This window comes from Rhizobium favelukesii, from assembly GCF_000577275.2.
Classification (GTDB): Bacteria; Pseudomonadota; Alphaproteobacteria; order Rhizobiales; family Rhizobiaceae; genus Rhizobium; species Rhizobium favelukesii.
Map to the genome: position 1 here is coordinate 299,646 of NZ_HG916852.1, position 20,453 is coordinate 320,098.

A 20,453-nucleotide genomic window follows, 5' to 3' on the forward strand; every position below is an offset into this window, starting at 1 on the left:
GAGGCGAAGCGGTCAAGCTTGAAACTGACATTCCGGCTGTCTTTGCGGCAGCCGGAAATCCATTTCCGGGGTCTAATCCTTAATGGCAAAAGCCGATTTTTACGAAACGCTGGGTGTCGCCAAGACGGCGGACGAAAAAGAGCTGAAAAGCGCCTTCCGCAAACTCGCCATGAAGTACCATCCGGACAAGAATCCGGGCGACCATGACGCTGAGCGCAAGTTCAAGGAGATCAACGAAGCCTACGAGATGCTCAAGGATCCGCAGAAGCGCGCGGCCTATGACCGTTACGGTCACGCAGCCTTCGAACACGGAGGCATGGGCGGTGGTGGCGGTTTTGGCGGCGGCGGATTCTCCGACATTTTCGAGGATATCTTCGGTGAGATGATGGGCGGCGGCCGTCAGCGCCAGCGCTCTTCCGGCGGCCGCGAGCGTGGCGCCGATCTTCGCTACAACATGGAAATTTCGCTGGAGGAGTCCTTCTCCGGCAAGACGGCGCAAATCCGGGTTCCGACATCGATTACCTGCGACGTCTGTTCCGGCTCGGGCGCAAAGCCCGGCACGCAACCGAAGACCTGCGGCACCTGCCAGGGTTCGGGCCGCGTGCGTGCTGCACAGGGCTTCTTCTCGATCGAGCGCACATGCCCGACCTGCCATGGTCGCGGTACGATCATTCCCGATCCCTGCACGAAGTGCCACGGCCAGGGCCGCGTCACCGAAGAGCGGTCGCTCTCCGTGAATATTCCGGCTGGCATCGAAGACGGCACGCGGATTCGCCTGCAGGGCGAAGGCGAAGCTGGCATGCGCGGCGGTCCGGCGGGTGATCTCTATATCTTTCTGTCGGTCAAGCCGCATGAATTCTACCAGCGTGACGGCGCGGACCTCTACTGCACGATCCCGATCTCGATGACGACGGCCGCTCTCGGCGGTACCTTTGACGTAGCGACGCTCGACGGCACGAAGTCACGCGTGACGGTGCCGGAGGGCACGCAGGCTGGCAAGCAATTCCGCCTGAAGGGCAAGGGTATGCCGGTGCTGCGTTCGCCGCAAACGGGCGACCTCTATATCCAGATCCAGATTGAGACGCCGCAGAAACTGACGAAGCGTCAACGTGAACTTCTTCAGGAGTTCGAGCAGCTTTCCTCGAAGGAGAACAATCCGGAATCGACCGGGTTCTTCGCGCGAATGAAGGAATTCTTCGAGAACTGATCAATCATCGATGAAACGTCGCAAAGGCCCGGTTGTTGTAACCGGGCCTTTGTTATTTGCTGTTCCGGCTCGACTATACACGGTTGTTGCGCTGGCTCGACGTTCACATTCAAAATCGCTTTATTATCCTGGATCAACCAAATGATTGGTGGGACATTGAGATAATAAAAGGTTAAATTGGTGAGCCTAGCAACATCGCAGCGCCGGGGGACACTTGGAACGCCGTCTCGCAGCCATCCTCGCAGCAGACATCGTCGGCTACAGCCGATTGATGGGCTCAGACGAATCCGGGACCCTGAGCGCGGTGAAAAACTGCCGCACGGAGCTTCTCAATCCGAAGATTGCGCAGCATCGCGGCCGCGTCGTCAAGCTGACCGGCGATGGCATGCTGGTCGAATTCTCCAGTATCGTGAATGCCGTCGCCTGCGCCGATCAGGTGCAGCGGGAAGCTGCTCAGCGAAACCTGTCGGTCCTGGAGGACAAGCGCATCGAATTTCGCATCGGCATCCATCTGGGCGATGTGATCGTTGAGGAGGGCGATATCTTCGGGGATGGCGTCAATGTTGCCGCCCGACTGGAAACACTGGCTGAACCCGGTGGCATTGCCGTTTCCGCCTCGGTCAGAGACCATGTCGGTTCACGGCTCGACCTGTCCTTCGAGGATCGCGGTGAACACAGGCTCAAGAACATCAAGGAGCCGGTCCGGGTCTATGCGATCTCCCCGCGGCGGGCATTGCCATTGAAGGTGAACAAGGCCGCGTTGACCGCTGCCAGGGAAAAGCACAAGCAGCTCGTTGCCGTGCTGCCTTTCACCAACATGAGCGGCGACGCCGAGCAGGAGTATTTTTCGGACGGCATCACCGAAGACATCATCACCGATCTCTCCAAGGTTTCGAACCTTTACGTCGTCGCGCGCAATACCGCCTTCACCTACAAGGGCAAATCCGTGCAGGTGAAGCAGGTCGCAGCCGAGCTTGGCGTCGATTTCGTTCTCGAGGGGAGCGTGCGCAAGGTCGGGCAGCGTGTCCGCATCACCGGGCAGCTGATCGATGCGAGGAATGGTGGTCACCTGTGGGCCGATCGGTTTGACCGCGATCTGACCGATATCTTTGCCATCCAGGACGAGATCACCCACGCGATCGTCGATCAACTCAAGATCAAGCTGCTGCCCGAGGAGCGGCGAGCGATCGAAGCCGAACCGACATCCAATGTCGAAGCCTATACCTATTATCTGCGCGGCCGGCAGCTTTCCCACACCTGGACAAGACCTTACCTGCTTCTGGCGCGGCGCATGTTTGCAACGGCGGTCGCGCTGGATCCGGAATATGCGCGTGCCTTTGCCGGCATGGCGGATTGCGAGTCGGCGCTGCGCGACTGGCACGCCGGTGAGTATACGCTGCAGGGGATTCTCAGCCTGAGCGCCAAGGCGCTCGCACTCGATCCAAACCTTGCGGAGGCACATGCCTCGCGAGGCTTGGCCTTGCACCAGGACGGCCGAGACGAGGAGGCGCTTGTCGAGTTCGAGAAGGCTCTCGCTTTGGAACCCGATCTCTATGAGGTCAACTTCCATTACGGACGCTTCCTCTTCATGCAGGGCAAGTTCGAGGGCGCGATCACCTTTTTCACCAGGGCAGCCGAGATACGCCCCGACGACTATCTATCGCCGATCCACCTGATGAGCGCCTGTCGGTCGCTTGGGCTGATGGAGGAACGGGAGCATTGGGCGCGCGTATGCATCGAGCGCGCCGAGCAGGCGTTGGAGCGCCATCCGGAAAATTCGGGACCCGCTCATCGTGGAGCGCTTGCGTTGGCTCACCTGGGCGACGCCGAAGGAGCAAAGGAATGGGTTAAGCGTGCCCAGATGATCGATCCAGACGACATTGTTGCGCAATACAACATCGCGTGCGTCTATGCGCTGCTGAACGAATGCGACGCCGCGCTCGACCTGCTGGAAGCGCTACTGCCGCAGTCGTCTTGCTATCACATCCTGTGGTTCAAGCATGATTCGGACCTCGATTCGGTGCGCGATCATCCGCGATTCGAGAAGATGCTGGATGCGATAGCGGCATGTTCGGCCTCGATGGACTTCAAGGAGGCATCGGAATAGCGTCGTCGCCCGGCCGACTGCTCCATAATGAAACAAGCGCGCCCGCGCTTCTGCCTTGCGTTAACGCAGGCAGTGAATGGCGCTTTGCAAAGATACACAAAGCCACCAGTATCTTCCCGGGGATCAACCAAAAAACCGAGGGCAACTTCCATGACGGCAGCAGCCACTTCTTTGTCTTTCCAGTCTGACGATGTCGATGTTCTTGCCGGCGCGCTCTATGCTTGGTGTGCCGAGCGCAACATCAAGCTGCGCAGCCAGCAGGGACTTTCCATCGCCAGCATCGCGATCGATCTCTATCATGCCGGCCATCAGACACAGGACGATCTGCTTGTCGCGCTTCACGAGTGCGAACTGCACTGACTGACTGCAGAACTCAGCCCAAAGCCTCGGCGTAGCTGTCACCGGTCATGATCGACAGGATGGTTTTTACGGCCTCCTTGCCCGCCGTGGAGCGAAGCTTGTCGTAGTGGAGGGCGAGCTCATAGGCTTCGGGACTCAGCCCCGGTCGCGCTAATCCGTCAGTCGGGTTGGCCCCCTCGAACAACTCCGAAATATCCACGCCGAGAAAGACCGCGATCTGGTGAAGTTTGCTTGCAGATACGCGATTGGTGCCTTTCTCGTATTTCTGAATCTGTTGAAAAGTCAGCCCCAGCGCCTCTCCCAGTTCCAGCTGCGATATGCGTCGTTTGGCCCTGAGTGTCCGTACATTTCTGCCGACAATAATATCTACCGGATCTGGCACTGCTGTGTTCCCTTATAATACAATCAAATGCGCTAGTACTATGCCCGCCTTTTGTAATATCGCAACCTGATAGTTGCAAACTTCATCCTGCTTTTGCTGTGGTTTTTGAGCCTGCAGCCATACACTTTCGGCGTAGGCATAGACTGTAACGTGCACGCTATTTCCGATGCCAGTTAAGGGCGGCAAGCGCGTGCGAATGGCAGGTCATTTTACTTGTCGTGACCGTCCACTGATTCTCTCTCGCTTCCATGCCCTGGCAAACTTGACCGAAGCGTCGGCGACTCTTATTTTAGAACGGTTCTAAAATCGAGGTTGTCATGCTGCGCAAGCTTTTGAGGTTATCCAAGCGTTCGTTCGATTCTTTGTCCGAACAGGAAATACTCGCACTCGCGATTGGGTCCGAGGAGGAGGATGCGCGCATCTATCTCGCCTACGCCGACATGTTGCGCAGCAACTATCCCGCGTCTGCGAAAGTCTTCGACGAGATGGCCGAGGTCGAAGACACGCATCGCAAGTCCCTGATTGCAATCTATCGCCAGCGGTTCGGCGAGCGCATCACGCTCATTCGTCGAGAGCATGTGCAAGGGTTTTATGAACGCAAGCCCGACTGGCTGCGGCGCAGCCTTCCGCTGGAAAAGATCCGGAGCGAAGCCGAAGCGATGGAGCGGCAGGCCTATCGCTTCTATGTCGAAGCGGCCCGGCGCGTCACGGATGCGCAGACCCGACAGTTGCTCGGTGACCTCGCATTGGCGGAGCAGGGCCACGAGGACATTACCCGCATGCTGGGCGACAAGCACACGCCTGCGCAGGTCAAGGCGGAGGAAGATCACGCCGCTCGCCGCCAACTGGTGCTCACCTATGTGCAGCCCGGCCTTGCCGGCCTGATGGACGGCTCGGTGTCGACGTTGGCCCCGATCTTCGCAGCCGCCTTTGCCACTCACGACACCTGGCAGACCTTTCTTGTCGGCATGTCGGCATCCGTGGGCGCCGGCATCTCGATGGGCTTCACGGAAGCGGCGCACGACGACGGTAAGATTTCAGGCCGCGGTTCCCCGATCAAACGCGGTATCGCCTGCGGTGTCATGACCGCGCTTGGCGGTCTCGGTCATACACTGCCCTACCTGATACCGAATTTCTGGACCGCAACGACGATGGCCGTGGTCATTGCGATCTTCGAGCTCTGGGCGATTGCCTTCATCCAGAACAGGTACATGGAAACGCCATTCCTGCGCGCCGCACTGCAGGTGGTCGTTGGCGGCAGCCTTGTTCTCGGTGCCGGCATTCTGATCGGCAATGGGTGAGGCGAGGTCCGACGCAGCCGGAGCAATTCGATCCAGTGAATCGATTGCTACACCTAGCGCCTGAGCCTTAGCGAAGCCCGGGATATGGTGCTGCGAAGTTCCCAACGAGTAAAGGCCGGCATCTCGCCAGCCTTTATTCCTCAATCCGATATCGTCTACTTCAGAGCACCGACGAGAACGTCGCGGCCATTTTCGATAGTGACCCAGCGGCCGGCATTGTTGCTCGACTGGCGCTTGATAAAGGAATAGGGGGTGTCGAACCACGGCTTGACGTTGGATGCCAGGTTGTCGAGCACGAAGTCGCCGTTGCTGGTGCGCAGCGTCAGCACAGCATGGCCCTCGCCGTCTGGCTTGCGGACCACCGTGAGAAGAAGATTAGCCGGCGAAACTCCGCGCTGGATAAGGATGCGACGCTTCAACAAGGCGAAATCCTCGCAATCGCCGGCGGTCGTCGGATAGGCCCAGACCTCATCCCTGCCGTAGATTTCCTTGTCGGTCATCGGCGTGATGCTGTGGTTGACCATGGAGTTGACCGAGCGCACCATTCCCCATTTCGCATCCGACATCTCGGCCGGCGAGACATTGCGGTTCGGGCCGCATTCATTGCGATGGGTCTGGCAGAAGTCGTAATGGCCGATCGGTTGGGAAGTGGCAGCGCCAGTGACCATCGAAAGGTTGTTGGTGGAAGCCGGCGTCGCGGCTGTCGACATAGCAAACACGGCCATCATGGCCACGACGAAACCCTTGATCCGCACGCCCGCTCTTCCCTTGCATCGCCCATGTATTGTTAACAAAAAGTTAACGGACGGAGGCTCGGAGAGTCAATCGTTACTTCTGGGGAGGGGGCTGCTACCCACCAACATGGTTAAAATCCGTTAGGATTTGGCACAGCTGGTATCGTTTGGCTTAGCGGATCAGCCCTTTGACCGCAGCAAACATGCGCGCGATGTCCTGGGGTCGCGACAGCCGGTGATCGCCATCACGCACCAAGGTCAGCACGACGTCGTCGGCGGGAAGATGTTCCACGAGCTTCATGGCGTGCTGATAGGGAACGTCGGGATCCTTCATGCCTTGCAGGATATGCACCGGGCAGTGGGTCTCGATGATGCCCTTGAGCACGCTGTTATCGCGCCCGTCCTCCATGAGCGCCCGCGTATAGATGTTCGGCTCCGGGCTGTAGGCCGATTGCTCTTCGAAGTATCCGTGCTCGACCAGCGAGGCTTTCTCTTTCTTCGTGAGGTTCGGTTCGATCAGATCGGAGGTAAAGTCGGGAGCCGGCGCAATCAGTACCATACCGTCCACCTTCGGCCCGTCCTGCCGCTTGGCGAGCTCCTGGGCGAGCCGCAAGGCAATCCATCCGCCCATCGACGATCCGACGATGAGAATGCGTTCGGGTGCTTTATGGAGGATCACGGCAAGCGCTTCCTCCAGCCAGCGCGAGATCGTCCCGTCGGTAAATTTGCCGCCGGATAGACCATGACCGGAATAGTCGAGGCGCAGGCATGCGAGGCCATTTTCCGCTGCGAACTTGTCCAATTCGACCGCCTTGCTGCCGCTCATGTCGGAGCGGTATCCGGATAGCCAGACGAGGGTTGGGCCACCTGCTTGGCCAGATTGGCTTCGCGCGATATATGCGATCTCGCGCGCAGCTTCGCCCTGTCCGACGGTCAGATATTCTTGGTCATGAGTGAGATTTGCCTCAGACATCGCGGAACTCCAGTTGTTTTGGCCTATAAAACAGATTCTTGACAGGCTGACAGCAGATGATTTTTCCGCTAAAGGATGTTACTGACTCCGTTGCAGCGATGGCGAAACTACGTTTGTACGTCCGTTATTGGAGGTGCCAGGCTGCAGCGATCCGAAACAACGCGAGGAGAATACGACCATTCGCAGACCTTTTAAAAACGACGCGCCCGTTAAGGAAGGGCCGCGCTCGAACAGGGAAATTCGCATTCCCAAAGTTCAGCTGATCGATGCTGAAGGACAGAATTTAGGCGTCGTGGCCACAGACCAGGCCCTGAGAATGGCAGAAGAAGCCGGACTCGACCTGGTGGAAATTTCCCCCAATGCTGAACCGCCTGTGTGCAAGATCCTCGATCTGGGCAAGCTGAAATACGCAAACCAGAAGAAGGCGGCTGAGGCGCGCAAGAAGCAGAAGATCGTCGAAGTCAAAGAAATCAAGATGCGCCCGAACATCGACACCCATGACTATGAGGTGAAGATGAAGGCGATGGGCCGCTTCTTTGAGGAAGGCGACAAAGTCAAAGTGACACTGAAGTTCCGCGGCCGTGAAATGGCGCACCAGGAACTCGGCATGAAGCTGCTGCAGCAAGTGAAGGCCGATACGACCGAGTTCGCAAAGGTCGAAGCCGAGCCCAAGCTCGAAGGCCGCCAGATGATGATGGTGCTTGCGCCGAAGTGAAGCGCACGCCACTCTCGTATCAAAGCCGTCCGTGAGGGCGGCTTTTGTATTTTGGGTTGGTGCTTACCCAATCTGACAGGATGTGCTCAACGGCAGGCTCATGGCGGCCGGCTCGATCTGGCTACCTCGCGGCTGGGTGGGCTTGAGGTGAAACTGACGCTCTCCGCCATGCCCGCCCGCCCGCCGGCAATGGCCTAGAAGATTCATCGGCTGCCCCGTTGCACTTTTATGACGCTGCGGTTATAAGCGCGCGTCCGAACTGACCGGCAGGGCATGCCGTGGCAGTTTCGAATGCTTGCGGAACGGTTCGTCACCGGAGCCGCAGATCAACAACAACGCTCCCGCACCTTGTTGCGACGGCCGGTATCGGGCATCGCGAGAAGGCTTCTTTGGTGAAGCAGCCGGGGGTACAGAAACGGAGTAGCAAAATGCCCAAGATGAAGACGAAGTCCTCCGCCAAGAAGCGGTTCAAGATCACCGCGACCGGAAAGGTCAAGGCTGCAGCTGCTGGCAAGCGCCATGGCATGATCAAGCGTACCAACAAGTTCATCCGCGATGCACGTGGCACCATGGTTCTCGCAGAACCGGATGGCCGCAAGGTCGTGAAGAACTACCTGCCGAACGGTCTCTGAGACTATTCCGCGAACGCTTTAGATTAAGGAGATCATGAAATGGCACGTGTAAAAAGAGGCGTTACCGCCCACGCCAAGCACAAGAAGGTTCTGAAGGCCGCCAAGGGCTTTTATGGCCGCCGCAAGAACACCATCCGCGCCGCGAAGGCTGCCGTCGATCGTTCGAAGCAGTACGCTTATCGCGACCGCAAGATCAACAAGCGCAACTTCCGCGCCCTCTGGATCCAGCGCATCAACGCTGCTGTCCGCGAATTCGGCCTGACCTACGGCCGTTTCATCGACGGCCTGAACAAGGCTGGCATCGAAGTCGACCGCAAGGTTCTCTCCGACATGGCTATCCATGAGCCGGAAGCATTCGGTGCACTCGTTGCTGCCTCCAAGAAGGCGCTCGAGTACCTGAAGGACGCTGGTACGAAGAACGAGTTTGAAGCAGCCGTCAACTAAGCCGGCGCCATTCGAACTTTTGTTTCGATGATTTTGAACCCGCGCTGGCAAGGCTTGCGCGGGTTCTTTTGTTTCTACCGAAAGGCTTCGGGAAGGTTCGGCAGAGGCCCAGCAGGGTCCGGTTGGTGATGTGCCGTTCGAGGCCACGGTCGAACTGGGCAAACACACAGGCTTTCTCGGCCGCTTTTTATGGTGTGCCCGGTTGATTGGCCGCGTGCACATGGGTAGTGATCTGCGACGCTTCATCGTGGCAATCCAGCTATCCGATGCATGTTTTCGTGAATTATCGACAAGACTGACGCCCCGTGAGGCAGGAAAAGATGACCGAACTCGAAACCCTGGAAAAGCAACTTCTGTCTGATGTGGCAGCCGCTGCCGACGAGCCGGCGATCGAAGCCGTGCGTGTCGGCGCGCTCGGCAAGAAGGGTTCGGTCTCCGAGCTCCTGAAGACGCTTGGTTCGATGACGCCGCAAGAGCGCCAGACGCGCGGCGCCGCCATCAACGCGCTGAAGAACGCCGTGATGGATGCGATCACGGCCCGCAAGGCGGAGCTCAAGAAGGCAGCGATCGATGCACGCCTGAAGGCAGAAACTGTCGACGTCAGTCTGCCCGTCCGCTCGTCGCCGGCCGAGCGTGGCCGCATCCATCCGATCAGCCAGATCGTCGACGAGATCACCGCGATCTTCGGCGACATGGGCTTCTCGATCGCCGAGGGCCCCGATATCGAGACCGATTACTATAACTTCACGGCACTGAACTTCCCCGAAGGCCATCCGGCCCGCGAGATGCACGACACCTTCTTCTTCAATCCTGATGAGAACGGTGAGCGCAAGGTGTTGCGCACACACACCTCGCCGGTGCAAGTGCGCACCATGGAAGCGCAGAAGCCGCCGATCCGCATCATCATCCCGGGCAAGACCTACCGCCAGGACAGCGATGCCACCCACTCGCCGATGTTCCATCAGGTCGAAGGCCTGGTCGTCGACAAGAAGGCCGACGTTGCCAATATCCGTTGGGTGTTGGAAGAATTCTGCAAGACCTTCTTCGAGGTCGACAGCGTGACGATGCGTTTCCGCCCGTCCTTCTTCCCCTTCACTGAACCGTCCTTCGAGGTCGACATCCAGTGCGACCGCTCCGGCCCGATCGTCAAGTTTGGCGAAGGCACCGACTGGATGGAAATCCTCGGCTGCGGCATGGTGCACCCGAACGTGCTGCGCGCCGGTGGCCTCGATCCAGACGAGTATCAGGGCTTTGCCTGGGGCATGGGTCTCGACCGCATCGCCATGCTGAAGTACGGCATGCCCGACCTGCGCGACTTCTTCAACGCCGACGTCCGCTGGATGACCCATTACGGCTTCCGCCCGCTCGACATGCCGACGCTGTTCGGTGGTCTGAGCGCGTAAGGGAGGATAGAGATTATGAAGTTCACACTTTCCTGGCTGAAGGATCATCTGGAAACGGATGCCACCCTCGATGAAATCTGCACCCGCCTGACCCAGATCGGGCTCGAGGTCGAGGACGTCGACGACAAGGCGGCGTTCAAGCCCTTCGTCATCGCCAAGGTGCTGTCGGCGGAAAGGCATCCGCAGGCCGATCGCTTGAAGGTCCTGTCGGTCGACACAGGCAACGGTGCTCCCGTCCAGGTGGTCTGCGGTGCGCCGAATGCGCGCGCCGGCCTGATCGGCGCCTTCGCGGCACCCGGCACCTATGTTCCAGGCATCGAGGCGATGCTTGCCGTCGGCAACATCCGCGGCGTCGAGAGCCACGGCATGATGTGCTCCGAGAAGGAACTGATGATCTCCGATAATCACGAAGGGATTATCGACCTGCCGGAAGATGCGCCGGTTGGGCAAAGCTATGCGGCTTATGCCCATCTCGATGATCCGGTGATCGAGATCAATCTGACGCCGAACCGTCCGGATTGTACCTCGATCTACGGCATCGCCCGCGATCTGGCAGCCTCCGGCCTCGGTACGCTAAAGACGCGTTCCGTGGCATCCTTCGCCGTCGACGGCGAAACACCGGTCAAGCTGACGCTCGATCTCGACGACGCCAAGCTCTGCCCGGGCTTTGCGCTGCGTCTGGTGCGCGGCGTCAAGAACGGCCCGAGCCCGAAATGGGTGCAGCAGCGGCTGCTCGCCATCGGCCTTCGCCCGATCAATGCGCTTGTCGACATCACCAACTACATGACCTTCGATCAGGGCCGGCCGATGCACGTCTTCGACGCCGCCAAGGTCACGGGTAACCTGACCGTGCGCCGCGCCAAAGAAGGCGAGACCGTCCTCGCCCTCGATCAGCGGGAATACACGCTCAATGCCAACAACGTCGTCATATCAGACGAAGAGGGTATCGAGTCGATCGGCGGCATCATGGGCGGCGAGCATTCCGGCTGCGATGAAAACACCACCGATGTGCTGCTCGAATCCGCGCTCTGGGATCCGATGAACATCGCCAAGTCTGGCCGTGGCCTCGGCATCATCACCGATGCCCGCTATCGCTTCGAGCGCGGCGTCGATCCGGAATACATGGTTCCGGGCCTCGAGCGCACCACCGAACTGGTCCTCGAATTCTGCGGCGGCACTGCCGCCAGGGCAGAGGTCGTCGGCTACAAGGGCTACGAGCCGAAAATCGTCGATTTCCCCTTCTCCGAGGTGAAGCGGCTGACGGGCCTCGACGTTTCCACTGAGGAAAGCACCGAGATCCTGACGCGTCTCGGCTTCAAGGTTACGGGCTCCGGCGAGCGTGTCTCGGTCGCCGTTCCCTCCTGGCGTCCCGATGTCGATGGCAAGGCCGATCTCGTCGAAGAGGTCATGCGCATTCACGGCGTCGATAACATCAAGCCGGCGCCGCTGGAAAGCCATGCGGCCGTCAACGGCAAGATCCTGACGGCGCTGCAGATCCGCACCCGCATCGCCAAGCGTGCACTTGCCTCGCGTGGCATGCTGGAAGCGGTCAACTGGTCCTTCATTTCCGAAGATCAGGCGAAACTCTTCGGCGGCGGCTCGCCGGCGCTCAAGCTTGCCAACCCGATTGCGTCAGACATGTCCGACATGCGCCCCTCGCTGCTGCCGGGCCTGCTCAGCGCCGCCCAGCGCAATGCCGACAAGGGCTTTGGCGACGTCGCCATCTTCGAAGTGTCCGGTACCTATGAGAACGACCGGCCGGAAGGCCAGCGCCGCGTCGCTGGCGGCATCCGCCGCGGGAGCGCATCGCTGGCCGGCGCTGGCCGCATGTGGTCGAACAATGTCAAGGGCGGCGGCAAGCCGGTCGATGTCTTCGATGCAAAGGCCGATGCGCTCGCCGTGATCGAAGCCTGCGGCCTGCCGATGGGCAACATCCAGATCGAACAGGGCGGGCCTGAATGGTACCACCCCGGCCGCTCCGGCACGATCAAGATGGGTCCGAAGGTCGTGCTTGGCTATTTCGGCGAATTCCATCCCTCGACGCTTGAGGCGCTCGATGTTTCCGGCGCGCTGTGCGGCTTCGAAGTCTATGTCGACGCCATGCCCGAGCCGAAGAAGAAAGCGACCCGCACCAAGCCGGCGCTGGAGCTTTCGCCGTTCCAGGCCGTCAAGCGCGACTTCGCCTTCGTCGTCGACAAGGCGGTGGAAGCTGGCGCGATCATCAAGGCTGCGAGCGGTGCTGACCGCAAGCTGGTCACATCAGTCAATGTCTTCGACGTCTTCGAAGGTGCGTCGCTCGGCGACGGCAAGAAGTCGGTGGCAATTGAGGTGCAGATCCAGCCGGTCGAGCGCACGCTGACGGACGAGGATTTCGAGGCGCTGACCGAGAAGATCGTCGCCAGCGTGACAAAGTTCACCGGCGGCGTCCTCAGAGGTTGAGCGCATCGCACTTCGTAAGATCAAACGCCGGCGATCGTCTCGCCGGCGTTTCTATGTGTGCAGATAGTAGAGCTTGTTGACGATCATCCAGCGGCCTTCGATCTTCAGCATCGACAGATAGTCGGTAAAGAGCATTCCGGCGAAATTGTCGCAGACCTTCACGCTCGCCGCATCGCCGACGACGTCAAGCATCTGGATGTCCATGTGCGGCTGCGTTCCGGGTGGTGCCGAGCCTTCGGCGACGATTGCGGCAATGAATTCTTCCCGGTTCAGCCACTCGACGGCGTTTTCGTAGTGCCCGATGATGGCGCATTGCGGATGAAAGGCCTTCCGCAATGCGGCTTCGTTGGCGAAGGTCATGCCTTCGACGTAGAGATGAACGACTGCTTCGATTGCTTGCTGGTCCGACATGCATCACCTCGCCAGAACATGTCCATAGCATAGTGCAGGGACTGCTTGCGGCAAGGTCGCCGAAGGATGCGGCATGCGTTTGAGGCTTCAAACCTTTCGGTTAGAGGTTGGTCATCGCGAGTGATGCCTCCGTGTAGCGCTTGCCGGCGATCTGATCGAGCGGAATGGCGTCGCTCAGCTCAGCCAGTTCGGATGCGCTGAGTGCGATGTCCGCTGCCGCGGCGTTCTGCTCGAGATGATGGAACTTGCGGGCGCCGGGGATCGGCACGACGTCGTCTCCCTGGTGCAGCACCCAGGCGAGGGCAAGCTGCGCGGCCGTCACGCCCTTTTCCTCCGCGAGCGTTTCGAGTTTGGCCACGAGGGCGGCGTTCGCGTCGAAATTGCCGGACTGGAAGCGGGGCAGCTGACGCCGGAAGTCGTCGACGCCGAGATCCTCCGGCTTCTTTATCGAGCCTGTCAGAAAGCCGCGGCCGAGCGGGCTATAGGGCACGAAGCCGATGCCCAGTTCGCGGCAGGTGTCGAGAACGCCGTCTTCGGGATCGCGGGACCAAAGCGAATATTCGCTCTGCAGGGCCGCGATCGGGTGGACCGCATGCGCACGACGGATCGTGGCGCTTCCGGCCTCCGAGAGACCGAGTGCGCGAACCTTGCCTTCCCGCACCAGCTCCGCCATGGCGCCCACAGTGTCTTCGATCGGCACATCAGGATCCACCCGATGCTGGTAGAAGAGGTCGATCGTCTCGACGCCGAGGCGCTTCAGCGAAGCCTCGGCGACCCGCTTCACGTTTTCCGGGCGGCTGTCGAGACCCGTCATTGCGGCCGGTCCCGATTTCTCCGAATCGAGCTTGAAGCCGAACTTGGTGGCGATGACGAAGCGGTCGCGCACCGGCTTCAACGCCCGGCCGAGAAGCTGTTCATTGGTATAGGGACCGTACACTTCGGCCGTATCGAAGAAGGTGATGCCGAGTTCGACGGCGCGGTGCAGCGTCTTGATCGCCTCGTTCTCGTCGCTTGCGCCATAGGCGAAGCTCATGCCCATGCAGCCGAGGCCGACGGCAGAGACGGTCAGATCGTTTCCGAGTTTGCGGGTTTTCATGCGAAGGCTCCCTTGTCGAGCGAAGTTCAAACCGCGGTCGATACCGGCGGTACCGAAGTAACGTAGCGCCCGATCAATCATCAAAAAATACGTGCAATATATAACAGGCTGTTCTAACTGTTGGATCAATGAACCGGACACAGCTTGCCCAACTCGCCGTTCTTGCCGCCGTTTCCGAACGGCGAAGCTTTCGCGCAGCCGCCAAGGAATTGCAGATCGCGCCTTCTGCTGTCAGCCATGCGATCTCAAGCCTTGAAGAAAGCCTCGGCGTCCGGCTGCTGGCGCGAACGACACGCAGCGTGGCGCCGACCGAGGAGGGACGCCTTCTGCTGCAGCGCCTGAAGCCGGCGCTGGACGAGATCGGGATCGCGCTGGAAGCCGTCACCGAGGCCGGCGGAAGACCGGCCGGCAATCTCCGCATCACCGCCCCGCGCTTTGCCTCGGACATCCTTCTTGCGCCGCGGCTCGGCGAGTTCCTGAACCGCTATCCCGACATCACCCTGGAGATCGCCAATGAGGATGGCTTCACCGATATTGTCAGGGAAGGTTTCGATGCCGGGATCCGGCTGGAGGAGAGCCTTGAGGCGGATATGATCGCAGTGCGGGCCTCGCCCAGCCTGACGACGGTGATTGCGGGTTCTCCCGAGTATTTCGGGCGACACCCCAAGCCTCTGCATCCTTCCGATCTCGTCCATCATCGCTGCATCAAGCGGCGCTTCACCAATGGCACGATCTATCGCTGGGAGTTCGAGAAGGATGGGCAGGAACTCGTCGTTGCAGTCGACGGGCCGTTGATCGTCGCCGAGGACAGGCTCGCGTTGATGGCAGCACTGAACGGCGCCGGGCTCGCTTATCTCTTCGATCTGCGTGTCGAGAACGAACTGGCAAGCGGCAAGCTCGTCCGCGTGCTCGAAGACTGGTGTTCACCCTATCCCGGGCCGTTCATCTACTATCCCAGCCGACGCCAGATGCGGCCCGCTCTGCGCGCCTTCATCGACTTCTTCCGGTATATTGGCTGACGCGGGAGTGACGCCACGGGCATTCACTCCCACCTGATCGACAATCAGGCGGCGACCTTCTGGTTTGCGGCTGTTGTTGCAAGCTGCGACAGCGTCTTGTTCGTTGCCGTTTCTTCCTGCAGCGTCTTGTCGAGCAGGGCGACGACATCCTTCTTGCCGAGCGTCTGCGCCCAGGTCTTCAGCGTGCCGTAGCGGGCGATGTCGTATTGCTCCACCGCCTGCGCCGAGGAAATGAGACCTGCATCGATAGCCGCCGACCCTTTGAATTCTTCGATGATCTCTTCGCCTTCGGCAATGATGCCTTGGATAGCCTCGCAGGTCTTGCCCTGAGCGCGCCTGCCGACCAGTTCGAAAACCTCCTGCAGGCGCTCGACATGTCCCTCGGTCTGCTCCCGATGCTTTTCGAAGCCGGCCTTCGGCTCCTTCGATTGGGCCGCACGGGCCATTTTCGGCAACGCGCGCAGAATCTGCCGTTCGGCAAAGTAGATATCTTTCAAGGTAGCGTAGAATAGATCGTCGAGGGTCTTTTCGGGTGGTGCCGATCACCAATTAAGGCAGACTGAGGCGCGTTCAACCAACGGGAGCTGTTCGTGAAGAAACCAGGATCGCTGAAGGGCTTGGAAGAGCTGGGACGCGCGCGCCTTTCGAAGAATTTCTTCATGCGCGACTTCCTGCATTCGGAAATTGCTGATTTCTATCGCATTCCAAACATCCCGGATAATCCGGAGCTGGCGATCGAAGCCGGAAGGCGGCTTTGCGAGGAACTGCTGGAACCGCTGCAGGCGACCTTCGGCCGGTTGCATATCCGCTCCGGCTATCGCTCCGCTGAGGTCAACCAGTTCGGCAATCGCAATAATCTCAACTGCTCGTCAAACGCGGCGACGACCGCTGACCATATCTGGGATGTTCGCGACTTCGATGGCTGCATGGGCGCCACCGCCTGCGTCGTCGTACCGTGGATGGTCGACAACTACAGGAATGAAGAGGACTGGCAGCGGCTCGCCTGGTGGATTCACGACCATCTGCCCTATGCATCGCTCTGTTTCTTTCCGAAGCTCTGGGCTTTCAATATCCAGTGGCACGAGCGGCCACGGCGCGTGATCCAAAGCTATGTCAGACCGCGCGGCATCCTGACCAAGCCCGGCATGGAGAATTGGGAGGGCAGCCACGCGCACTACTATGAGGGCTTTGCACCGCTCAGAAATTGATGCGGTAGCGAATGTGCCCGTCGCTCTCGACGTAGCTGTCGTAAAGCGCCCGCGCTGTCTTGTTCTGCTCGCTCGTGTGCCAGTAGAGGCGCGACCAGCCGTTTTTCCTGCAGAGCGAAACGAGATCGTCCATCAATGCCCGGCCCACGCCCATGCCGCGGGCGTTAGGATCGACAAACAGGTCCTCGAGGTAGCAATCCTTGCCGCGGATCCAGGTGCCTTCGTGCGTCAGGCAGAGCGTGAAGCCCATGACCCGGCCGTCCACGTCAGCTACGCGCATGAAGATCGCGGACGCCGGATCGAAGACCCGGCGCCACGTCGCATCGGTGATGTCGGCATCGACCGTGACTTCATAGAAGGCGAGGTAGCCGGCCCAAAGCTCGCGCCAGCGCGCCTCGTCCTCGGGTCTCGCGTCGCGGATCGTCACGGTCATCGTCCCTCCCGTCAGGCGCCGGCCTTGTCGAGCAGCGCCATGGCGTCGCCAGACAGCGCAAGCGTCGCCGACCGGGTCAGGCTCTCAAGCTGGGACAGGCTGGTAGCACTGGCGATCGGCGCCGTCACGCCCTTCTTTCTGAGCAGCCAGGCAAGCGCAATCTCGGCCGGCTTGGCGCCCGTCTCCACAGCCACCTTGTCGAGCGCTGCGAGGATCCGCAAGCCCTTGTCGTCGAGGTATTGAGCGACGCGGCCTTCGCGGGCACGGCCTTCCGTGTCGGCCTTCGTGCGGTACTTTCCGGAGAGGAAGCCAGCGGCCAGGCTGAAATAGGTGATGACGCCGATGTCTTCCTTGACGCAGAGATCGGCCAGCGGCCCCTCGAAGCTTGCGCGTTCATAGAGATTGTATTCCGGCTGGATGACGTCATAGCGCGGCGCGCCGGACGTCTCGGCCGCATCGAAGGAGGCCCGGAGCTGCGCAGCGTCCAGGTTAGAGCAGCCGATCGCGCGGATCTTGCCCTGCTGCTTCAGCTTGGCGAACGCGCCGAGCGTTTCCTCGTAGGGCGTGTTCTCGTCCGGCCAGTGCGAGAGGTATAGGTCGATATAGTCCGTCCGCAGCCGGCGCAATGAATCCTCGACTGCTTTCAGGATGTAGCTCTCCTTCAGCGTCTTGCCCTGTCCCATGTCGGAGCCGACCTTGGTGATGATGACGGCCTTGTCGCGGGAAACCTTGCCGCGCTTCAGCCACTTGCCGATGATCTCCTCGGAATCGCCGCCCTTGTTGCCGGGCACCCAGGCCGAATAGACATCAGCCGTGTCGATTGTGTTGAGGCCAGCGTCGAAGAAGGCGTCGAGAATGTCAAAGGAGGTCTTCTCATCGGCGGTCCACCCGAAGACGTTGCCGCCGAAGACGATCGGGGCGATCGAAAGGCCAGTTTTTCCAAGACGGCGCATATCCATGGCGCTCTCCTAAAGTGCTGAATTGATTGAAATCGCTGCCGCGGCAGAACACCGCCGGGGATTAACCTAGCGCGGCGAGGGCCAGATGGAAACCAACTCCGCGAATTGTGATCGCGCCATTGCGCCGCAGTCGTCGCCTCACTAAGGTGCCCGAAAATCGAACCAGGAGAGGACCCAGGCTATGCTGCGTTTTGGTATTCTTTCGACCGCGAAGATCGGCCGCGAACTCGTCGTCCCGGCTATCCAGGATGCGGAAAACTGCGTCGTGACGGCTGTTGCCAGCCGCGATCTGGCGAGAGCGCGCGAGATGGCGGATCGTTTCTCCGTTCCCCACGCCTTCGGCTCCTACGAGGAAATGCTGGCCTCCGACAAGATCGACGCCGTCTATATCCCGCTGCCGACGTCGCAGCACGTCGAGTGGACGATCAAGGCCGCCGATGCCGGCAAGCATGTGCTCTGCGAAAAGCCGATCGCGCTCAAGGCCGATGAGATCGACAGCCTGATCGCCGCCCGCGATCGCAACAAGGTCCTGATCACCGAAGCCTACATGGTCACCTATGCGCCGGTCTGGCGGAAGGTGCGCTCGCTGATCGCAGACGGTGCGATCGGCACGCTTCAGCATGTCCAGGGTGCCTTCACCTATTTCAATCGCGACCCCGGCAACATGCGCAACATTCCGGAGCTCGGCGGCGGCGCGCTTCCCGATATTGGCGTCTACCCGACGATCAGCACGCGCTTCTCGACAGGCAAGGAGCCGCTGCGCGTACAGGCGGTCACCCGACGCGACCCGGAGTTCGGTACAGACATCTATTCCAGCGTCAAGGCCGACTTCGGTGACTTCGAACTGAGCTTCTATATCGCCACCCAGCTTGCCAACCGCCAGGTCATGGTGTTCCACGGCACGGATGGCTTTATCGAGGTCAAGTCGCCGTTCAACGCCGACCGCTGGGGCGCCGAGGAGATCGAGCTCACCAACCGCAGCCACAATGAATCAACGATCTTCCGCTTCCCGGATAGCCGGCAATACAAACGCGAAGCCGAAGCGTTTGCGCGTGCAGCCAAGGGCGAGAAGGAAGAGGTCGTGACGCTGGAGAGCTCGAAGCTCAGCCAAAAATTCATCGACGCGATCTACCGCGCCAGCGAGAAGGACGGCTGGGAGATTGTCTGAGGTTTATTCGCGGCGGAGCACAAATCGCAGGTAGCCGACGCAGCTAAAGCCTAGCGAGGTGACCGAGGCAAATGTCATTGCCGCGAGTGGCTGCAGCAATGGCGAAATCGCGATCAGCGCGGCGAACAGACCGTAGTTCAAGAGGACGGCGATCGTCAGGATGGACGCGACACCAGCGTCACTGACGGCCAATCTGCCGCCAGTGGTCACGTTGCTCCAACGCAAGAGAGTGCGCATTACGATGAGCGCAGCGAGCAGGCTGAGAGCACGCGCGATGAAAGGGCTTAGTGCGGCATGCAGCAAGAGGTAGAGTAGAACGTCGGCTGCCGCGCCGACGATCGACAGTGCAAGGAAGCGCCAAAACAACGCACTGCGCGCGCGCTCAGCCATTGATCGCCAGCATACCCGCAATGATAAAGACTGCACCTATCGCGTAGCGTAGCGTCAGGGCTTCGCCGAGAAAAACCTGCGCCAGCAAAGGCACGAAGCAGAACGTCAATCCCATGAAGGAATAGGCCATGGTCAACGGCACGGCCTTGAGGACATAGATCCAGATGATAGTGCCCAGACCGTAGAGGAGAAGCGCCGCGACCAGCACGGGGTTGAGAAACAGCGCGAGCAGATTGCGTACACTAAGTTCGCCGGCGGTCGCACTTGTCATTTTGAACAGGACCTGGCCGGAGGCGATGAGCAACGGCGTGCCGATAAGGCCGACCCAGTTGCTGATTGAAAGGTTGGAGAGCATGAGGCCGTCTTTCAATTCGTAGCTTGCCTGTCTTCCATATAGAAGATGTCACGCCCGATATCGTCGCAGACGAATGTCGGGGGGACCGGGTGAACGGCTCTCAGAAACGAGTGCGTATACGGGAAGAAGTTGAAATGCGGGTTGAACGTGTAGCGATATTCGCGCTCCCGCGGCACGACGATGATGAGCTGTCGCTTGGCAATACGGCGCAGTTCGGCGATGGCTTGCCGATAGTCGAGAATATGCTCGATGACGTGCGTGCAGATCACGGTATCGAATTCGCCATCGGCGAAAGGCAATCTCTCCACCTTGGCGGCCACGTATTCGATGCCGGCAAGCGACGATGCATCATCGATCACGAAATCCACCCCGACGAGCCGGGTAAGGTTTGGATGTGCCGACTGGATGCGGCTCAGCAAGGCTCCGGTGCCGCAGCCGACGTCACATATGCTTCCGCCTTCGATCGATCCCACAATCCGGTCAATGCATGCTGCGGAATTGTCGGTCCCTTCGTGAACACGCGGATGATTGCGGTAGAGTTCGGCATATTCCTCCGCGGAAAGGAATGGCGCCCGTTCGCGAAATCTCGCAAGGTGACTGATATGATCACCCCAGACACGCTTCGCCGCCCAGCGAAAGACGCCGGAGTCCCGCAAAAATGGCGGCAGAACGTCTTCAAGAACGAAGCGAATTCGGTTCGTGGTTTCTCTGTTCATG

The 20,453-nt window shown here is 59.9% G+C and carries 22 protein-coding genes and 1 pseudogene; 12 read left to right on the forward strand and 11 right to left on the reverse strand.

The window, feature by feature from the left end; translation table 11 throughout:
- Nucleotides 1–82 precede the first annotated feature (82 nt).
- From dnaJ to LPU83_RS39755, 3 genes are all read left to right on the forward strand, one after another.
- Nucleotides 83–1,207: a molecular chaperone DnaJ gene (dnaJ, locus tag LPU83_RS39745; RefSeq protein WP_024313481.1), complete on the forward strand. Its 1,125-nt coding sequence runs from the start codon at nt 83–85 to the stop codon at nt 1,205–1,207.
- A 271-nt stretch (nt 1,208–1,478) separates the two neighbouring features.
- Entirely contained in the window at nt 1,479–3,314 is a 1,836-nt protein-coding gene (locus tag LPU83_RS39750; RefSeq protein WP_231052307.1) for a TPR end-of-group domain-containing protein, read from the forward strand.
- Between the two features lie 150 nt (nt 3,315–3,464).
- Nucleotides 3,465–3,674 carry a hypothetical protein gene (locus LPU83_RS39755; RefSeq protein WP_024313483.1) on the forward strand — a complete coding sequence of 70 codons (210 nt, stop codon included), beginning with the start codon at nt 3,465–3,467 and terminating at the stop codon, nt 3,672–3,674.
- A 13-nt stretch (nt 3,675–3,687) separates the two neighbouring features.
- Here LPU83_RS39755 and LPU83_RS39760 read toward each other — a convergent pair whose 3' ends face one another.
- Nucleotides 3,688–4,056, reverse strand: coding sequence for a helix-turn-helix domain-containing protein (locus tag LPU83_RS39760; protein WP_024313484.1), 369 nt, complete (start codon nt 4,054–4,056; stop codon nt 3,688–3,690).
- A gap of 317 nt (nt 4,057–4,373) precedes the next feature.
- Here LPU83_RS39760 and mbfA point away from each other — a divergent pair, with 317 nt between their 5' ends.
- Complete coding sequence (gene mbfA, locus LPU83_RS39765) at nt 4,374–5,357, forward strand: iron exporter MbfA (protein ID WP_024313485.1); 984 nt, start codon at nt 4,374–4,376, stop codon at nt 5,355–5,357.
- A gap of 155 nt (nt 5,358–5,512) precedes the next feature.
- Here mbfA and LPU83_RS39770 read toward each other — a convergent pair whose 3' ends face one another.
- Both LPU83_RS39770 and LPU83_RS39775 read right to left on the reverse strand, forming a co-directional pair.
- Nucleotides 5,513–6,112, reverse strand: coding sequence for a transglutaminase-like cysteine peptidase (locus tag LPU83_RS39770; RefSeq protein ID WP_024313486.1), 600 nt, complete (start codon nt 6,110–6,112; stop codon nt 5,513–5,515).
- 151 nt (nt 6,113–6,263) lie between these two features.
- Nucleotides 6,264–7,064, reverse strand: a complete 801-nt coding sequence (locus tag LPU83_RS39775; protein ID WP_024313487.1) for an alpha/beta hydrolase — start codon at nt 7,062–7,064, stop codon at nt 6,264–6,266.
- 178 nt (nt 7,065–7,242) lie between these two features.
- Between LPU83_RS39775 and infC the strand changes: the two genes are divergently transcribed.
- The 5 genes from infC (at nt 7,243) to pheT (ending at nt 12,697) form a co-directional block, all read left to right on the forward strand.
- Nucleotides 7,243–7,779, forward strand: coding sequence for a translation initiation factor IF-3 (gene infC / locus LPU83_RS39780; RefSeq protein ID WP_024313488.1), 537 nt, complete (start codon nt 7,243–7,245; stop codon nt 7,777–7,779).
- A 428-nt stretch (nt 7,780–8,207) separates the two neighbouring features.
- Nucleotides 8,208–8,411, forward strand: a complete 204-nt coding sequence (gene rpmI / locus LPU83_RS39785) for a 50S ribosomal protein L35 (RefSeq protein WP_004108077.1) — start codon at nt 8,208–8,210, stop codon at nt 8,409–8,411.
- Between the two features lie 39 nt (nt 8,412–8,450).
- Nucleotides 8,451–8,855, forward strand: coding sequence for a 50S ribosomal protein L20 (rplT, locus tag LPU83_RS39790; protein WP_007798644.1), 405 nt, complete (start codon nt 8,451–8,453; stop codon nt 8,853–8,855).
- Nucleotides 8,856–9,175: 320 nt separating this feature from the next.
- Complete coding sequence (gene pheS / locus LPU83_RS39795; RefSeq protein ID WP_024313489.1) at nt 9,176–10,258, forward strand: phenylalanine--tRNA ligase subunit alpha; 1,083 nt, start codon at nt 9,176–9,178, stop codon at nt 10,256–10,258.
- A 15-nt stretch (nt 10,259–10,273) separates the two neighbouring features.
- Nucleotides 10,274–12,697: a phenylalanine--tRNA ligase subunit beta gene (gene pheT, locus LPU83_RS39800; RefSeq protein WP_024313490.1), complete on the forward strand. Its 2,424-nt coding sequence runs from the start codon at nt 10,274–10,276 to the stop codon at nt 12,695–12,697.
- Between the two features lie 51 nt (nt 12,698–12,748).
- Here the strand turns inward: pheT and LPU83_RS39805 are convergent, their stop codons facing one another.
- Together LPU83_RS39805 and LPU83_RS39810 are read right to left on the reverse strand one after the other, a co-directional pair.
- A complete protein-coding gene (locus tag LPU83_RS39805) occupies nt 12,749–13,108 on the reverse strand; it encodes a nuclear transport factor 2 family protein (protein WP_024313491.1) in 360 nt (119 codons plus the stop codon).
- Nucleotides 13,109–13,208: 100 nt separating this feature from the next.
- Nucleotides 13,209–14,204 carry an aldo/keto reductase gene (locus LPU83_RS39810; RefSeq protein ID WP_024313492.1) on the reverse strand — a complete coding sequence of 332 codons (996 nt, stop codon included), beginning with the start codon at nt 14,202–14,204 and terminating at the stop codon, nt 13,209–13,211.
- A 128-nt stretch (nt 14,205–14,332) separates the two neighbouring features.
- On the opposite strand from LPU83_RS39810, the gene LPU83_RS39815 reads away from it, so the two are divergent.
- Complete coding sequence (locus LPU83_RS39815; protein WP_024313493.1) at nt 14,333–15,223, forward strand: LysR family transcriptional regulator; 891 nt, start codon at nt 14,333–14,335, stop codon at nt 15,221–15,223.
- A 44-nt stretch (nt 15,224–15,267) separates the two neighbouring features.
- Here the strand turns inward: LPU83_RS39815 and LPU83_RS39820 are convergent.
- Nucleotides 15,268–15,753: pseudogene (locus LPU83_RS39820) on the reverse strand (YciE/YciF ferroxidase family protein); the annotation flags it as partial.
- A gap of 60 nt (nt 15,754–15,813) precedes the next feature.
- Between LPU83_RS39820 and LPU83_RS39825 the strand changes: the two are divergent.
- The gene (locus LPU83_RS39825; protein WP_024313495.1) at nt 15,814–16,431 is read left to right on the forward strand and encodes a hypothetical protein; all 618 of its coding nucleotides are present in this window, start codon (nt 15,814–15,816) and stop codon (nt 16,429–16,431) included.
- On the opposite strand, the gene LPU83_RS39830 is transcribed toward LPU83_RS39825, so the two are convergent.
- A complete protein-coding gene (locus tag LPU83_RS39830) occupies nt 16,421–16,864 on the reverse strand; it encodes a GNAT family N-acetyltransferase (protein ID WP_024313496.1) in 444 nt (147 codons plus the stop codon). The two genes, LPU83_RS39825 and LPU83_RS39830, sit on opposite strands and share 11 nt — an antisense overlap.
- 11 nt (nt 16,865–16,875) lie before the next feature.
- Nucleotides 16,876–17,823, reverse strand: coding sequence for an aldo/keto reductase (locus tag LPU83_RS39835; protein WP_024313497.1), 948 nt, complete (start codon nt 17,821–17,823; stop codon nt 16,876–16,878).
- A gap of 181 nt (nt 17,824–18,004) precedes the next feature.
- On the opposite strand from LPU83_RS39835, the gene LPU83_RS39840 reads away from it, so the two are divergent.
- The gene (locus LPU83_RS39840) at nt 18,005–18,991 is read left to right on the forward strand and encodes a Gfo/Idh/MocA family protein (RefSeq protein ID WP_024313498.1); all 987 of its coding nucleotides are present in this window, start codon (nt 18,005–18,007) and stop codon (nt 18,989–18,991) included.
- A 3-nt stretch (nt 18,992–18,994) separates the two neighbouring features.
- Here the strand turns inward: LPU83_RS39840 and LPU83_RS39845 are convergent, their stop codons facing one another.
- From LPU83_RS39845 to LPU83_RS39855, 3 genes are read right to left on the reverse strand one after another with little or no spacing between them, the layout of a single operon-like run.
- On the reverse strand, nt 18,995–19,381 hold the full coding sequence (locus LPU83_RS39845; RefSeq protein WP_024313499.1) for a hypothetical protein: 387 nt from the start codon (nt 19,379–19,381) through the stop codon (nt 18,995–18,997).
- Nucleotides 19,374–19,736 (reverse strand): DMT family transporter, encoded by a 363-nt coding sequence (locus LPU83_RS39850; protein ID WP_024313500.1) that lies wholly within the window; start codon nt 19,734–19,736, stop codon nt 19,374–19,376. The genes LPU83_RS39845 and LPU83_RS39850 overlap by 8 nt, the downstream gene beginning before the upstream one ends.
- An 11-nt stretch (nt 19,737–19,747) precedes the next feature.
- On the reverse strand, nt 19,748–20,452 hold the full coding sequence (locus tag LPU83_RS39855; protein WP_024313501.1) for a class I SAM-dependent methyltransferase: 705 nt from the start codon (nt 20,450–20,452) through the stop codon (nt 19,748–19,750).
- Nucleotide 20,453: the final 1 nt, after the last annotated feature.